The sequence below is a fragment of the Paenibacillus sp. MT124 genome, from assembly GCF_058792755.1.
Window position 1 is genome coordinate 2,701,600 of sequence record NZ_CM179500.1, and the last position, 16,470, is coordinate 2,718,069.

Genomic DNA, 16,470 nt, shown 5'->3' on the forward strand with positions numbered 1-16,470 from the left:
ACGTTCTTAAGCATATAATCTGCACACCATTGGATACAGGCAATCACAGCAGGTTTTATCATGCTGCATGTAAAGGCAAAAAATTCATGAATTCGACTTATTTATGGGAAAATGTGTTTGACAGACTATCTAAACTATGACATATTTAACTACGGAAACGTTTCCGGTTATATTCAAACCTATGATCTGGGAGATGAAATTGATGAAAGCATTACGTTGGCATGGTGTTAAAGATTTACGTCTGGAAAATATCGATGAACCTAGCCCGGCACAAGGGAAAGTTAAAATAAAAGTGGAATGGTGCGGAATTTGCGGCAGTGACCTGCATGAATACACTGCAGGACCAATTTTCATTCCAGCTCAAGCACCGCATCCGCTAACAGGCGAACAAGCTCCTGTAGTGATGGGACACGAGTTCTCGGGACAAGTCGTTGAAGTGGGTGAAGGTGTTACCCGTTTTCAAGCAGGAGACCGTGTTGTCGTTGAACCTATCTATGCATGCGGACATTGTGAAGCCTGCAAACAGGGAAGATACAATCTGTGCGACCAGATGGGATTCCTCGGTCTCGCCGGAGGAGGCGGGGGTTTCTCTGAATACGTAACAGCTGAAGAGTATATGGTACACGCCATCCCTGACTCCATTTCCTACGAACAGGGAGCGCTCGTAGAACCTTCTGCGGTAGCGCTGCATGCCGTGCGTCAAAGCAAGCTGAAAGTAGGCGATACTGCAGCTGTATTTGGTGCGGGTCCAATCGGTTTGCTCGTTATTGAAGCATTGAAAGCTTCCGGCGCCTCCGACATCTATGTAGTAGAGCTATCTGAAGAACGCAAAGCGAAAGCCGAAGAGCTTGGCGCAATTGTGATTGATCCAACCCAGTACAATGTTGTGGAAGAGATTCATAGACGTACGCAAGGCGGCGTGAACGTTGCTTATGAAGTGACAGGTGTACCACCTGTGCTGCAGCAGGCGATCGACTCGACACGTATTGGTGGAGAGCTGATGATCGTCAGCATTTTTGAGCAAGCGGCTCCGATTCTGCCTAACTCTATCGTCATGAAAGAACGTACAGTGAACGGCATTATTGGTTATCGGGATGTATTCCCGGCTGTGATTAGTCTGATGGATAAAGGCTTCTTCCCGGCAGACAAGCTGGTGACCAAACGTATTTCGCTGGATGAAGTAGTCGATCAAGGGTTTGAAGCTCTTTTGAAAGAGAAAAATCAGGTGAAAATCCTGGTCAAAGCCGAGTAGCAGCAACTCAGAAATCTTTTCTTTTTAATAAAACGATGTCATTTTGGCAAAAAGAATACCTGCCAAGACAGCTCATCTTCGGATGAAGCTGTCTATTTTTGTTGAAAAGGGCGGAATGTATTGCATGCTTGTTCTGTTTTACATAATATAAAAAGATACAATTTGTATCGTTTATATGAAAAGGCATTCAATTTCAGAACGAAGGAGGAAGCGGGCATGCATAACAACACGAAATGGGCAGCTCTCATTTTGACCATCGTTGCAAGCGTGGGCTGGATGCTTACAGGGAGTGCCAAGCCCAAAAGCAGTGACAAGGCCGAGCGCAAGCCGACGGTTGAACGGGCCATGGCAAAGGTATCCAATGTACCCATCAATTCTGCGGATGTGACAAGCAAGATTGAGCTGCTTGGACGACCTTTTGCCAAAACGCCTTACGCCAATAATGTGTGGGATATGCAGTTATACAGAGACAAGATCTATTTGGGTCATGGCAACAGCAGCAATATGGGGGTAGCGCCGAACTCGGGTCCCATCCCGGTCATTTATTTCGATACAGCAACCTCATCGTTTAATAGGCAGGCAGTCAGCAACAGCAATCCTGGAATTGTCCCATCAACCAAAATGGTTGTGGATGAGGAGCAGATTGATATCTACAAGGTCCTGGACGACAAGCTCTATATTCCGGGAAATGATTCTGACGGAGAGCAATGGAGTTTCGGGAACTTTTATCGGCTGGATGGGGACGTATGGACAAAATACCGCAACCTTCCGCTTGGGGTACACGTTTATGACCTTGCTCTGTTTCAAGGCAAAATGTTTGCCGCTCTCGGAACAGAAGATAAACCAACGATTCTGATTTCACATGATATGGGCGTAAGCTGGCAGAAGTTTGCAAACATTAATACGTTCGGGCTAAGGGCATACACGCTGTTTGAGCTGGGGGGCAAGCTGTATGCATCCGGAATGATGTATCCTGCCAATAAAATCTGGAATGACAAAACCAATTTCCTGGAGATTAATGCGAATCTGGAGAAGAAAGACGTCGTAATCTACGGTAACAAAATCCTGCCGGGACTGACCTATCAGCAGGGCACGATTCCGTATAACAAGATTGGGAAAAATGTTAACTTTGATAACAAGTTAGTCTATATCGCTGGTGGCGTATTCAATGACGGTCAATTGCTTCCAAAATCCTTGAATGTCATGACAGCCATTAATCAGGCTAGGCGCGTGATTTTACCTGATGCCAAAGCTCTGCCAACAGACTTGCTTTTGCGCGACGGCAAAGTATATGTACTCACCTATACGTTCCAAAATAAAAATCTGTATATTAACCGGGTATACCAAACCACGGACCTGATCAATTGGCATGAAATTCTCCGGTTCAACCAGGACACGTATGCGAAGTCATTTGAAGAGCATGAAGGGGATTTCTACTTCGGTTTGGGCACGGATCCGGACGTCGTCTCACCTTCATCAGGCAAAATACTCAGAGTTCATCGCCACGACATTCCTGTGAATTCGGATTAAGAGGAACACACAGAAAGAGTATGGAGTATATACTATGATTCATATCTATTTTTGGTTATCATTTAAAATGAAAAAGACGTAAACACAGAGCGTACACGTACAGCAGCGTAATTATTGCCACTTGCTGCGGGGATGCTCTATTTTTTTTGTTACATAATAGATCATTTCATTAGCGAGTTTGAAAATAAAACTCACAAACTATAAAATGGAAAGGTAATTGGGTTCTGACATTCCACAAGATAAAGGAGCTATAAACAAATGAATGTACCTTCAGCGTTGTTTACACCCTTCACTTCAGACAAGCTTACATTGTCCAATCGGATCGTCATGGCACCCATGACTCGTGGTTTTTCTCCGGAGGGCGTACCCGGGCCGGAAGTTGCTGAATATTACAGACGCAGAGCAGCTGGCGGTGTGGGGCTCATTATCACGGAAGGGACAGGGATTAACCATCCTTCCTCTGTAAGCGGTGCGAGTATTCCGTTATTTCATGGTGATGAATCCCTCCAGGGCTGGTCAAATGTGGTTCAAGCCGTCCATGACGCGGGCGGTAAAATCATGCCTCAATTGTGGCATGTGGGCACAGCAAGGCGTACAGGTGATCTGCCTCATGCAGAAGCGGAGCCGGTTAGTCCGTCTGGCATCAGCATGGCAGGTGAAGAGAACAGGGAACCTTTAACCGAAGAAGAGATCCAAGGCCTGGTACAAGCGTTCGCACAAGCAGCTGCAGATGCGAAGCGGATCGGGTTCGATGGCATAGAATTGCATGGCGCTCACGGATACCTGATTGATCAGTTTTTCTGGGAGCATACCAATCGTCGTACAGACAAGTATGGCGGTGACTTGGTCAAACGCACACAATTCGCAGTCGAGGTCATTAAAGCGTGCCGCGAGGCGGTTGGACCGGATTTTCCGATCGTGCTTCGTTTTTCTCAATGGAAAATGGGCAATTATGATGCTCGCCTGGTGGATACCCCGGAACAGCTGGAGCAATTTCTTGCGCCGCTGGCTGCGGCGGGCGTAGATATCTTTCATTGCTCGACTCGTCGCTTCTGGCTGCCGGAATTCGAAGGATCTGAATTAAATCTTGCCGGTTGGACACAAAAATTAAGCGGGAAACCTGCGATATCCGTTGGGTCCGTTGGTCTGGAAGCCGAATTCGTGGACCGATCAACCGAGAATCAGGGAACAGGCGATGCTCACTTGGACCAATTGAATACGATGTTAGAGAACAAGGAGTTTGAACTGATCGCTCTGGGACGTGTACTGCTAAGCGATCCGGAGTGGCCTGCAAAAGTGCGTGAAGGACGGCAGTCCGAGATCATTCCATTTACAACTGAAGTGTTGAAAACATTGAATTAGTGAATAGTAGCTATTTATCAGCATTCTTCTGCCTTTTTTACCTACAAGGAAGACAAAAAATAAGCAATCCACAACAACCTTATGCCGCCGAAAGGCGGCTTTTTCAACCTGCTATAATGATAATTTCAACATATGAAAAATTCACAATAGAACACCATTTCTCGGCCGCAATTACGATCCCCGTTGGTCCATACAACGCCCACGCCCTTCGTTGAAAAATCATTAGAAACCATATTATAACGCTCAAATGCAAGCATTTTTTTGGCAAATCAGACCCGTATCTCACTCTTTTAATTAAAGCAGGTGATTTTGAAAAAATAGTTGCTTATGTTAATGTTATGCCTGAACATTACGGTACACATTCCAACATGAATTAGGAGGTTGACATTCCTTGTATGTACATAACGATTCTATAAAGAGTAAACGAAGACACTCGTTGCAAATGTTATTTCTGATTATTGCAGTCCTTATGCTCATTACCGCATGTGGAGAAACGCAAAAGCCCGGCTCCACAGCGAATTCCCCTACAGGCTCTACTACGGAACAACAAGCTGCACCGGAAGGCAGTGGTGATTCCGATGCGGAGGAAGCTGAAGAGAATAATGAGCAGAACAATGCTTCCCCTCAGGAAGAGGCAGATCCGGTTCAGGAGCAGCTGGACCAGCTCTCGCTGGATGAAAAGATTGGACAGATGATTTTGGCCGGGGTACAGGGGACTGCTCTGGATGACCAGGCCAAACAAATGATTGCGGACCAAAAGGTAGGAGGCATCATTTTTTATGGTAATAACGTGACGACTTTGCAGGGAACAGCGGATTTTGTGCAGTCCATCAAAGAAGCAAACCGTTCCAATCCGGTGCCAATCTTCATGAGTGTGGATCAGGAGGGTGGCAAAGTCAGCCGAATGCCGGATGAAGTGCAGAGTATCCCTTCCAATGGTAAAGTTGGAGCGACGAATGACGCCGAACTGGCAGAAACGATGGGTAAATTACTGGCAAGGCAGATCCAACTTGCAGGCTTTAATGTGGATTTTGCTCCGGTATTGGACGTCAACAGTAACCCGAACAATCCGGTGATTGGTGACCGTTCCTTTGGCAGTTCAGCTGAACTCGTGTCTCGTCTCGGCGTCGCTGAGATGAAAGGTCTGCGCAGCGAGGGAGTGATTCCGGTCGTGAAGCATTTTCCCGGTCATGGGGATACGTCGGTGGACTCCCATCTGGATCTTCCCGTGGTGAACAAAACAGAGAAGCAGCTGGCCGAGCTGGAGTGGATTCCGTTTCAGGCCGCGGTGAAAGAGCATGTGGAGGCTGTAATGGTGGCTCACATTTTATTCCCTAAGCTGGATCCTGATCATCCTGCTTCGTTATCGGATGTCATTATTGGTGAACATCTGCGGGGCAAATTCAATTACGACGGCGTTGTCATTACAGATGATCTCAGCATGGGTGCAATCGCCAAAAATTATAAACTGAATGAAGCTGCAATCGCGACCGTTCAGGCAGGCAGTGATATTTTGCTCGTGGCTCACAGCTATGAAAGTGCCAAAACGATATTTGATACATTGAAAAATGCGGTGAAGAATGGGGAAATCACCGAATCTCGAATTGATGAAAGCGTGTATCGTATTCTGGCACTGAAGCAGTCGTACAAGCTGTCTGATGAGCAGCAACCATCGGGTGACCTCAAGCAATTGAACGCAGACATTGTACAATGGCGCAAACAGGTTCATGCCGAGTAATCCATCCTGTGTTATGATTTTGGAATGAGAGAGAACATACTACATTTCATTATTACAGGTTAGGGGTGCGGCCCATTTATGTATACCATAATGATTGTCGAAGATGATCCGAAAATTGCAGGACTGCTGAAATCCCATATTGAACGATACGGGGACAGAGCCGTTCTTGTGGAAGATTTTGAGCGGGTGTTACAGCAATTTGAGCAGATCCAGCCACATGTTGTTCTTCTGGATATCAACTTGCCCAGCTATGACGGGTTCTACTGGTGTCGTCAGATCCGTACGATGTCCACATGTCCGATTTTGTTTATTTCCGCCCGGAGCGGCAAAATGGATCAGGTGATGGCGCTGGAGAACGGAGCGGATGATTATATAACGAAGCCGTTTGAACATGAAATCGTGATGGCCAAAATCAAAAGTCAGCTGCGACGTGTATATGGAGATTACGCAGCCCGTGACGAAGAACGCAAAGTCGAGCTGGAAGGATTGACAGTATACCTGGAAAGACTGGAGATTCAGCTCGGTGATCGCAAAGTGCAGCTGACGAAGAAGGAAACGATACTGCTGGAAACGCTCCTTCGTCGTAGTCCGAAGCTCGTGAGCAGGGAGACAATTCTGGAGAAACTGTGGGATGACTCCTTTGTAGACGACAATACACTCAGTGTCAATGTAACTCGTGTACGCAAGCGATTGGCCGAAATAGGCATAACAGACGCTTTGGAAACGGTGAGGGGTTCCGGTTATCGGTTAAACGCAAACTGGAATACGGCTTCACCATCATGAAGCTGTTTATGAGAGAACACCTTGCTTTAACTTGCTGGGTGGTCGTCATCTTGCTTACCGTCGTCGGCGTATTTTGGTATGACGGTTACGACCATGTGCTGACAGCTGTCTATGCCGTATCGCTGGGGTTATTTTTATATGCAGGTTACCTGACGTACCGTTATATGTCTCACAGGGCGTTCTATACCCGAATGACACAGCCCATGAATTCGCTTAATGAATTTGTCCCGCTCGAAGAGATGGTTCCCTTATCGGTAGCGCTGGAGAAGCTGCTGGATTCACAATATGGTCATTATCATGCCCATCTCCACCGTCTGGAGCAGCGCCAGCAGGAGTATCTCACATTTATGAATCAGTGGGTACACCAGATGAAGACACCTTTATCCGTGATTGAACTGACCGTGCAGGACCAGGAGGACGATGACCCACGTCTCAGGAGTATTCGGGAGGAAGCAGATCAGATGAGACGTGGATTGGAAACGGTGCTGTACGTAGCGCGTTTGGACACATTTGAACAGGACTTCAGTGTTGAACCGGTTACACTTAAGGCAGCAGGCGAAGAGGCCATTCATGAGCTGAAGCGTTTCTTCATTCGCAATCATGTCTATCCAGAGATTCAGATGGATGCTTCGCTAATTGTGCAATCGGACGCCAAATGGATTCGTTTTGTCATCGTGCAACTGCTCTCCAATGCCATCAAATACTCCTCTGGTAATGGACAGAAGATATACCTGCGTGCATATAAAGCAGAACGGTCCATTATTCTTGAAGTTCAAGATCAGGGTGCCGGTATTCCTAAGTCAGATCTGAACAGGGTGTTCCAGCCTTTCTTTACGGGAGAAAATGGTCGTCATTTCAAGGAGTCAACAGGTATGGGACTGTACATCGTGAAAGAGGTTCTGACCCGAATGAATCACCGGATCGATCTGGAATCAGTATATGGTGAAGGGACGACGGTCCGGATAACATTTAGTGTTTAGTGACTGTAAGATGGTTTTCTATATTGTTTTCCAAGAGGATGGTTCAAGAGAATCGACGTCTGTTACCCTGGGGTAATGACGTCTTTTTTGTTTAATAGAAGCAACCTTACAACTTTGTCATGCAAGTGAAAGGTTAAGCCATAGGAGATTAGCCGAAACTTCGGTAAACTGAAGTCAGAAGTCAGGGCATCAAGAGTGCCAGTGAATAACCAATGATTAAATAGACACGAGTTAGTTATGGTTGACTCATGTTCAACGTAAAAAAGGAGTGATACATATGGAAATATGCTCGGTTAAACAGATCAGCAAAATCTATAAAGGCATCGTCTCTTATGAAGCACTATCGGGGATTGACCTTAGCATCCAGGAAGGCGAATTTGTAGGGATCATGGGTCCATCCGGCAGCGGCAAAACGACACTGCTCAACATGATCTCGACGATCGATCATCCGACATCAGGAGAACTGCGCATTGCCGGGAAAAATCCGTTCGAGCTGAACCAGGATGAGCTTGCGCTGTTCCGGCGCAAAGAGCTGGGATTTGTATTTCAGTCGTTTAATCTGCTCAATACCCTTACGGTGAAGGAGAACATTGTGCTGCCGCTGACGCTCGACGGAACGCCGCTGGGGGAGATGAACGCTCGTGTGGATCGGCTAGCAAGCAAGCTGGGCATTGAAGGGATTTTGGACAAGCGGACTTATGAGATTTCGGGTGGACAGGCACAGAGAACGGCCATTGCCAGAGCACTAATCCACTCACCCAAGCTGATATTGGCGGATGAGCCAACAGGCAACCTGGACTCGAAGGCGGCACGTGATGTCATGGAGATGCTGGAGCTTCGCAATCAGGAGGATCAGGCGACGATGCTGCTGGTTACACATGATGCAGTTGCAGCGAGCTACTGCAGCCGGGTGGTCTTCATCAAGGATGGCAAACTCTATAATGAGATTCACTATGGCGATAACCGGGCGGCTTTTTATCAAAAGATAATTAATGTGTTATCCCTAATGGGAGGGTCAGGACATGAATTTTCGCCAGTTCGCCATTAACAATGTAGTTCGCAACAAACGGATTTATTTGGCTCATTTTCTGAGCAGTACATTTTCCGTCATGATATTTTTCACGTATGCACTGCTTCTGTTTCACCCGGATCTGAAGGATGGTTTGAGGGGATCAAGTGAAACGGTTACTATGCTTGCCAATCAGGGCTTTATGATTGCAGAGATCATTATTTTTATCTTTTCATTCCTGTTTTTGCTGTACTCGGTAGGTTCTTTTCTGAAAACACGCAAGAAGGAATTTGGTATCTTCCTGATCATTGGCATGACAAGCAAACAGATGAACCGGCTTCTGTTTATGGAGAACATGTGTATCGGGATCGCCGCCATTGCAGCGGGTATTGGACTGGGGATGATCTTCGGAAAACTGATCCTGCTCATCTGCGGTTCCCTGCTGGCTGTGGAGAACAGTCTTCGATTTTATTTTCCAGTAAAAGCAATCGCTCTGACAGCTGCCGCGTTCCTTGTTCTGTTTGCTGTCATTGCACTGTCTTCTTCGCTGCTTATCCGCAAGGGAACGCTGATTGATTTGGTGAAATCGGAGGAAAAGCCGAAACCGGAGCCGAAGGCATCACGCTTGCTCGCGTTTCTATCCGTGTTGTTGATTGGCGGTGGCTATGCAGGGGTGTTCACTTTTGTGTGGGTGACGTACTCATTCCCGCTGCTCCTGGGGAGTGTCATTATGGTTATCGCAGGTACATACCTGCTGTTCACGCAGCTCAGTGTGTATGTCATTCGGGCATTAAAACGAAATCAGCGTTTGTTTTTCCGTAAAACCAATGTACTGTTTCTTTCCGAGCTTACGTATCGCATGAAAGACAATGCTGTCATGTTTTTCATGGTAAGTGTCATCTCAGCCTCGGCATTTACCGGCATTGGCACCATGCTGGCGATCGCTGATCCAGGGTTGTCGTCGATGACGAACCCGTATGCATTCACTTACACGAATTCATGGGATACACCTGAGGCAGAGGGGGATATCAGGCAGATTGAGGAAACGCTTGTTGACCATGAGGTCCCCTATGTAAAAGGCAGCTACACCCAGCTGTATGAGAATAACACTGGCAGCAATATCATCAAATTGAGTGAATACAACTATCTGGCTAAGGCCCTTGGTTACGAAGAACGCACGTTGGATAAGGAAAATGGGGCCTTTATGACGCCATCGAATCTGACAGCACGCAAAGAGCTGCGTAAACAAGTAGAGCAGGGGTTCTCACCAACACAGGTCGATCTTGAAGTTGAAAATTATCATCAACAGGTTCAGCTGTCTCCTCCAGCTACCGAAATCGTTATCCCTGTTGATTTCAAAGTGGACATCTACGTCATTTCCGATGAATTGTTTGAAAAGATGAAGTCAGCGTACAATGAATTCCTAGACTTGAGTGAAGATTACTATTCCAATAAAATGACTCAATTTGTGGTGGAAGATTGGATGGGAACGCGGGCCTTCGCCCCTGACCTGGTTAATTCGATTGAAGATCGGCCGCGTACGAAAGGCTACTTCATGTTCAGTGCTCTCGTTGTGGACTGGCTGAATTCGAAACAAACCAATGGGATCATTTTGATCCTGAGCGGTCTGATCGGTATTGTCTTCTTTACCTTTGCGGCAAGCTTTACCTATTTTAGACTCTACGCGGATCTGGAAAGGGATGAAGCACAGTATCGCATGATTGGCAAGATGGGACTCAGTCGTCCTGAACTTCGTAAAATTGTAACTCAGCAGCTGCTGCTTATGTTTTTCCTGCCATTACTCATTGCTTTGATTCATAGTTCGGTAGCATTTGTGGCGCTGCAGCAGTTGGTCGATTTTTCGGTTATGGGATACAGCCTACGTATCTTCTTCGTTTTTGCCACCATGCAGATCCTGTTCTTTGCGCTTGTGCGCTGGCGGTATTTACGCCATATGTACTCCAAATTAATCTAACCGGCATGACCTAGGCAAACATCGGACGCTTCGTTCGGTGTTTGTTGACTTTTCTATACGCGACACAGTACTATTTCATTAGATACAAATTGTATCATTGTGTGTGTCATACATACCTTCAGCATGTGACAGTTATACTTTGAGATTGGTAGCCATAGCAGGCTTTTTGCCTGAGAGGGAGGATGGATCATGAGCATCACGATGTCTCGCGGACAAGCTTACATACACCGATTGAATGATGAGCGAAACATATGGCTGGATGGCAAGCGTGTCCGGGTAACCGAACATCCCGCCTTTCAGGGAACACTGCAGACCATTGAGAACTTGTTCGATTTGGTGGATGATCCGGATACACGAGAAACAGTGGCATATTGGGATGAACAGACGGGGAGTTATGTGCATCAGGCTTTTCGGGTGCCTCACGCTTCTCAAGATGTCATCAGTAGAGCGGCAGCATTTCGGCTCTGGTCGGATCGAACCTATGGAGTCATGAGCAGACTGTCGGATTATGCCCGCTCGCGTGTTGTCGGATGGTATGCCACACGTCAAGATATGGTGCGACACGATCCCATGTATGCAGATAAGATAGCAGCCTACTATCAGGAGGCCAAACGAAAAGATGCCTTCCTGACGATTGTCCAGCGTGACCCGCAGATCAACCGTTCTCTGCCTGTTGGGGAGGATGAAGATGCCATGCTGCGGATTGTGAAAACCAACTCGGAAGGGATTATTGTTCGTGGTGCCAAGATGGTGGCGACCGCAGCTCCTTATGCAGATGATATCATTGCGTATCCGATTCAGCGGATTCCGGGACATCTGCCGGAACTGGCACATATGGTGATTGTTCCTGTGGGAAGTCCGGGTTTACATCTGATCTGCCGTGAATCATTTGCCGCTCCGCAGTTGGATGCTGCTCATCCTCTCAGTGCCCGTTATGATGAGATGGATGCTGTATTATTTTTTGATGATGTATTGGTTCCCTGGGAGCGTGTACTGCTGCACAACAATCCGGAAGCCGTGTGGCAGGTTCGCTGTAACGCAGCCTCTTCCAGTCTGGCCTACCATCAGAGCATCATTCGACTGCACTCCAAGCTGGAATTTATCACCGCCGTCACGGCAGCCATTGCCCAGGAGATCGGTGTGGATTCATTCCTGAATGTACAAGAACAACTCGGAGAGATGATCAGCCAGATGCAGACCATTGAGGGCTTGATCGTTGCTTCTGAGGCCCAGGCACAGCCAGATGCGCATGGCAACTGGCTCCCGTCATTCAAATACATTGAGACAGCTCGTAATCTGGGCAGCCGATATTACCCGAGAGCGGTTGAAATTCTGAAAACCATTGCAGCTGGTGGACTGATTCAGATTCCGTCAGGCAGTTTCGATCTGGATGAAACGGTAGGACCATTGATGGCCAAATATCTTGGTGGAGTGACACTGCAAGCGCCAGAGAAAATCCGTCTGTTTCAGCTGGCTTGGGATCTGACCGGAAGTGCACTTGGGGCGAGGCACGATCTCTATGAGCGTTACTACGCAGGGGATCCGGTTCGCAACCGTGCCGGCCAGTATATACAATATGATAAGGAAAGTCTGAATAAAAAGGTTGAGCCTTGGCTCCACATGAAGTAGTCATCGAAGCTTCAGCAGCATTGTGCTCATGCATAGAATTACAAGCCCCGGCACATGCCAGGGCTTTTATTTAGGTTATCTTTAGATTTGATTTAGGTGGATTTAAGGGACGTGGTATATAGTAGTAAGATACATGTAAAAGAATACACAGCCAATGATTGAGGAATGAAGAAATGAGAGGAATAACATGAGATACACCGTATTGATTGCAGATGATGAACCAGAGATCGTGGAACTGCTTCAACTGTACCTTGAAAAGGACTATGACATCAGGACTGCCGCGAATGGAGCGGAGGCGCTGGAATGCATTCGTTCTGTACCGATCGATCTTGTCATTTTGGATATTATGATGCCTGTAATGGATGGACTTCAGTTAATCAAGCAAATCAGGGCAACCCATCATATGCCCGTCTTGTTTCTATCTGCCAAAAGCCAGGACCATGACAAGATTCTCGGACTTGGACTCGGTGCGGATGATTATATTTCGAAGCCGTTTAATCCGCTGGAGATTGTTGCTCGTGTAGAAGCTTTGTTAAGACGTGTGAATCAATTTGACGCCCATGAATCCGCAGCACCCCAGGAGACTAATCTTGTTCTCGGTGAACTTATGCTGGATCGTTCCAAATGTGTGCTTTTTCGATCTGGCAAGCCTGTAACCCTAACCTCCACGGAATACAAAATTGTGGATCTGCTGCTGGAGCAGCCTGGCCGGGTATTTACACGCAAGAAAATCTACGAGGCGGTATGGGGGGACTACTACGCGCATGAAGACAGCACCATCATGGTGCACATCAGCAACATTCGCGAGAAGATCGAACGCGACTCCAGACAACCTGAATATTTAAAAACGATAAGGGGACTCGGATACAAAATTGAAGCGCCAACGGAAAGCTAGAGAAAAGCGACTTTTGCAAACGTCCCTGACACTGGACTTCCTGCTGTTCAACTTCTTTTTGCTGCTGCTCGTCTTGATTGTCTATCTCATGGTTTCGCTGGATGTCGTGGATTTCCGCATTTCGGATCAGGTAGTTGATCCTGATCTGAACGTCGAGGCGCATGTCTACGCAGCTGAATTGAACAAGAGGCTTGAGGATGACTCTTCAAGCAAGGAAATACAGCGTCTGCTGGATAGCGGAGGATGGATCGAAATTCTGGATGCAGAGCGTTCGGTCATTCGCCAGATCGGTGTCAAGCAGGATGCATTTACATATTACAGTGAGTCGGAGTTGTATGCCGGACTGGAGAATCGAAGCGATAGTACATATTATTATTCCATTTCTCCCTACGCAGCAGAGAGAGATGCGAAGTATGTACTGCTGAAAATACCGCGTGATCTGGTGAGTATCCGCATGAATGAAAATCTGCTGATTACCAATCTGAAGCATCCTTTGTCATTTTACATCATGATCGGAGTTGGCTTCGTTCTGCTCCTCATATTCGTATACAGCTACTGGGTCGCACGTCGTATCAAAAAACCACTGAGTGTTTTATCACTGGGGCTTACACAGATGATTCAGGGAAATTACAGTACACGCTTGTCCATCTCGGCAGAGAAGGAATTTGTCCAGATCGGCGAGACGTTTAATTATATGGCAGATGTCATCGAGAATACCTCAGCAGAAAAGCGCTATGCGGAAGAGAGCAAACAGCGGCTGATTGTGGATCTGTCGCATGATCTGAAAACACCAATTACCTCCATACAGGGATATGCCCAGGCTCTAGTGGAGGGACGGGTAGAAAACCAGGAAAGGCAGCAGCGTTATCTAGGATATATCTATAACAAGTCCGTTCAGGTTGCTCGAATGATACAGAATATGCTCGAACTGCTCAAGGTGGACTCACCCGATTATCACATGCAGATCCAGAAGAGAGAGATCGGGGAATTCGTACGTGAAGTCATGGCAGATACCTATGGTGAGATTGAGCAGAAACAATTTGTACTTCATGTGCTGGTACCTGATCAGGAGATATACGCCAGATACGATCCTGAATTACTGTCACGGGTTATTCAAAACCTCATTACCAATGCGCTGTCCTACAATCCAAAGGGAACCGAGCTGCGGGTAGAATTGATTCCGCTGGGTACGCATGTAGTCATTGAGGTTGCAGACACAGGGGTCGGTATTCCCCAGGAACTGTGGAGCACCATTTTTGATCCATTTGTACGAGGAGATGAAGCACGAACTGGTACGGGCGGAACCGGACTTGGACTCGCAATTGCCCGGCGAAATACAGAGAAGATGGGCGGGCGATTGATCCTGTCCCAGCGAGGCAAGGAGACTACCGTGTTTACGATACAAATTCCAAACTGATACGTTGAATGTACATTTAAACGGGTAACGAAGAGGGCAGAAAAAACCTGTAGAAAAATCCCAAAAAGAAAAGATCATGTGGAGGGGAACATGTTGTTTAAAGCAAGTTCGTTTGTCCGGTTCAGCATCGCGCTGGCTCTGGTGCTCGTCAATATCTACCTGCTATCACGCGTCAGCTTTATCTTTCAGCCGCTTGTGACCATGCTTACGGTTATCACGGTGCCGATGATGCTGTCCGTATTCTTTTATTATCTGCTAAGGCCGCTCGTGAATTACATGGAACGGAAGAAGCTGAACCGAACACTCAGCATATTGCTGATCTATCTGGTCTTCGGTGTACTGCTTGTCCTGTTCATTGTGGGGTTATGGCCGTCCTTGCGTGAACAGCTGATCAATCTGGTGGATAATGCACCGAATTTAATTAACTCCCTCAGTGTACAGCTGAGAGAACTGGAGCAGAACGGAGCGATCAAGGCACTGTTCCCGGAGGGATCCACACCGTTTTCTCAGCTTACAGACTATATTAATAAAGGGTTCACCTTCGTGACCAACTATGTGAGTGGATTGTTCTCGCTCATTTCCAGCTTTGCGATCATTCTGTTTACGTTCCCGATCATCTTGTTCTACATGCTGAAACAGGGAGAGAAATTCGGCCGCAAACTGGTGCATATCGCACCAAAACGGTTCCAAAAAGACAGCCGTGAGGTTGTTCTTGAGATCGATCAGGCTCTCAGTGGCTTTATTGTCGGAAGAGTACTCGTGAACCTGGCACTTGGCGTACTGATGTATATCGGTTTTCTGATCATCGGTCTGCCGTATGCACTGCTGCTTACCGTCGTTGCGGTCATTATGAACTTTGTTCCATTTATCGGCGCTATTGTGTCGTCCATCCCCATTGTCATTATCGGTCTGATTCAGTCGCCATCGGTGGCGATCTGGTCGCTGATTATTATTCTGGTGGCCCAGCAAATTCAGGACAATCTGGTCGCTCCGTATGTGTTTGGCAAAAAGCTCGACATTCATCCGCTGACCACCATTATATTGGTGCTGGGTGCTGGGGATCTCGGCGGCATCATTGCCATCTTGATCATTATCCCTGTCTACATGATCGTTAAAATTATTCTCGTCAGGGTCTACCAGCTGTTCTTCAAGGAGAAATGGCAGAATGCCTGATTATAGGATTTAAAACGACTAGTCTGTTACACTCAGTCACTCCGATTGCAGTACCATCTTCCGATCGCAGTTATCCCCGAGTTTCTTTGATTCCCCTTATAAGGGGGAAACTCTGGTGATAAAGGCGAGCGCTTCGCTTCTCCAGATTGGTACTGCACTCTCCGTTAACGTGTAAAAATTTTATTTGCATTTTATATCTTAATCAATCAATTAACCATAGAAGGAGTGGGAAGCATGTCTGAAATCATCCCTAAAGAATATATCGAACCCGAGTACATCGAACCTCAAGCCGTCCGGATGGGCGCCATTCACATCTCTAATGATGTCGTATCCAAGATTGTGGGAATAGCAGCACAGGCCACCTCTGGTATCTCTTCCATGTCAGTAGGATTGACTGAGGGCATTGCGAAGAGTATCAGCGGCAAGAGTCTGCAGAAAGGTATTGACGTTGATGTAAAAGATGATCAGGCCTCCATCCAGCTGCGTATTAATGTGCAGTACGGGTTTAAGATGCATCAAGTATGCAAGGAGCTCCAGCACAATGTACAGCAGGCCGTGGAACAGATGACAGGCATTCTGGTCAATGAAATTAAAGTGCATGTCGTTGGTGTATCCATGCAGGAGCAAGTGTGACTGAGGTGGTCTCTTCCGGAAAATGAATGAATATTAGCGATGGACAGGTTATGCTGTCTGAGCTTTATGTAAGTAAAATAACAGCACCTTCCCG

The 16,470-nt window shown here is 46.9% G+C and carries 13 protein-coding genes; all 13 read left to right on the forward strand.

Annotated elements, in window-relative coordinates:
- Positions 1-202: 202 nt before the first annotated feature.
- Positions 203-1,252 carry a 2,3-butanediol dehydrogenase gene (locus AC3RCI_RS12550; RefSeq protein WP_127536058.1) on the forward strand — a complete coding sequence of 350 codons (1,050 nt, stop codon included), beginning with the start codon at positions 203-205 and terminating at the stop codon, positions 1,250-1,252.
- A 216-nt stretch (positions 1,253-1,468) separates the two neighbouring features.
- Positions 1,469-2,782: a hypothetical protein gene (locus tag AC3RCI_RS12555; RefSeq protein WP_492473297.1), complete on the forward strand. Its 1,314-nt coding sequence runs from the start codon at positions 1,469-1,471 to the stop codon at positions 2,780-2,782.
- A 258-nt stretch (positions 2,783-3,040) separates the two neighbouring features.
- On the forward strand, positions 3,041-4,144 hold the full coding sequence (locus tag AC3RCI_RS12560; protein WP_492529252.1) for an NADH:flavin oxidoreductase: 1,104 nt from the start codon (positions 3,041-3,043) through the stop codon (positions 4,142-4,144).
- Between the two features lie 391 nt (positions 4,145-4,535).
- Positions 4,536-5,882 (forward strand): beta-N-acetylhexosaminidase, encoded by a 1,347-nt coding sequence (gene nagZ / locus AC3RCI_RS12565; RefSeq protein ID WP_492529254.1) that lies wholly within the window; start codon positions 4,536-4,538, stop codon positions 5,880-5,882.
- Positions 5,883-5,960: 78 nt separating this feature from the next.
- A complete protein-coding gene (locus AC3RCI_RS12570; protein WP_127536055.1) occupies positions 5,961-6,665 on the forward strand; it encodes a response regulator transcription factor in 705 nt (234 codons plus the stop codon).
- Entirely contained in the window at positions 6,662-7,645 is a 984-nt protein-coding gene (locus AC3RCI_RS12575) for an ATP-binding protein (protein WP_154893424.1), read from the forward strand. The genes AC3RCI_RS12570 and AC3RCI_RS12575 overlap by 4 nt, the downstream gene beginning before the upstream one ends.
- A gap of 277 nt (positions 7,646-7,922) precedes the next feature.
- Complete coding sequence (locus tag AC3RCI_RS12580; protein ID WP_095358397.1) at positions 7,923-8,693, forward strand: ABC transporter ATP-binding protein; 771 nt, start codon at positions 7,923-7,925, stop codon at positions 8,691-8,693.
- Positions 8,668-10,629 carry an ABC transporter permease gene (locus AC3RCI_RS12585; RefSeq protein ID WP_492529256.1) on the forward strand — a complete coding sequence of 654 codons (1,962 nt, stop codon included), beginning with the start codon at positions 8,668-8,670 and terminating at the stop codon, positions 10,627-10,629. The genes AC3RCI_RS12580 and AC3RCI_RS12585 overlap by 26 nt, the downstream gene beginning before the upstream one ends.
- 189 nt (positions 10,630-10,818) lie before the next feature.
- Positions 10,819-12,258, forward strand: coding sequence for a 4-hydroxyphenylacetate 3-hydroxylase family protein (locus AC3RCI_RS12590; protein ID WP_492529258.1), 1,440 nt, complete (start codon positions 10,819-10,821; stop codon positions 12,256-12,258).
- A 187-nt stretch (positions 12,259-12,445) separates the two neighbouring features.
- A complete protein-coding gene (locus AC3RCI_RS12595) occupies positions 12,446-13,153 on the forward strand; it encodes a response regulator transcription factor (RefSeq protein WP_127536051.1) in 708 nt (235 codons plus the stop codon).
- Positions 13,131-14,570 (forward strand): sensor histidine kinase, encoded by a 1,440-nt coding sequence (locus tag AC3RCI_RS12600; RefSeq protein WP_492529260.1) that lies wholly within the window; start codon positions 13,131-13,133, stop codon positions 14,568-14,570. Before AC3RCI_RS12595 ends, AC3RCI_RS12600 begins: the two co-directional genes overlap by 23 nt.
- A 93-nt stretch (positions 14,571-14,663) precedes the next feature.
- The gene (locus AC3RCI_RS12605; protein WP_492529886.1) at positions 14,664-15,743 is read left to right on the forward strand and encodes an AI-2E family transporter; all 1,080 of its coding nucleotides are present in this window, start codon (positions 14,664-14,666) and stop codon (positions 15,741-15,743) included.
- Positions 15,744-15,977: 234 nt separating this feature from the next.
- The gene (locus tag AC3RCI_RS12610; protein WP_095358391.1) at positions 15,978-16,376 is read left to right on the forward strand and encodes an Asp23/Gls24 family envelope stress response protein; all 399 of its coding nucleotides are present in this window, start codon (positions 15,978-15,980) and stop codon (positions 16,374-16,376) included.
- Positions 16,377-16,470: the final 94 nt, after the last annotated feature.

Bases quoted from the DNA above. Each gene is read 5' to 3' on its own strand.
- AC3RCI_RS12590 (WP_492529258.1), top strand. From the start codon at position 10,819: ATGAGCATCACGATGTCTCGCGGACAAGCTTACATACACCGATTGAAT.
- AC3RCI_RS12555 (WP_492473297.1), top strand. From the start codon at position 1,469: ATGCATAACAACACGAAATGGGCAGCTCTCATTTTGACCATCGTTGCA.
- AC3RCI_RS12610 (WP_095358391.1), top strand. From the start codon at position 15,978: ATGTCTGAAATCATCCCTAAAGAATATATCGAACCCGAGTACATCGAA.
- AC3RCI_RS12575 (WP_154893424.1), top strand. From the start codon at position 6,662: ATGAAGCTGTTTATGAGAGAACACCTTGCTTTAACTTGCTGGGTGGTC.
- AC3RCI_RS12585 (WP_492529256.1), top strand. From the start codon at position 8,668: ATGAATTTTCGCCAGTTCGCCATTAACAATGTAGTTCGCAACAAACGG.
- AC3RCI_RS12580 (WP_095358397.1), top strand. From the start codon at position 7,923: ATGGAAATATGCTCGGTTAAACAGATCAGCAAAATCTATAAAGGCATC.
- AC3RCI_RS12560 (WP_492529252.1), top strand. From the start codon at position 3,041: ATGAATGTACCTTCAGCGTTGTTTACACCCTTCACTTCAGACAAGCTT.
- AC3RCI_RS12550 (WP_127536058.1), top strand. From the start codon at position 203: ATGAAAGCATTACGTTGGCATGGTGTTAAAGATTTACGTCTGGAAAAT.
- AC3RCI_RS12595 (WP_127536051.1), top strand. From the start codon at position 12,446: ATGAGATACACCGTATTGATTGCAGATGATGAACCAGAGATCGTGGAA.
- AC3RCI_RS12570 (WP_127536055.1), top strand. From the start codon at position 5,961: ATGTATACCATAATGATTGTCGAAGATGATCCGAAAATTGCAGGACTG.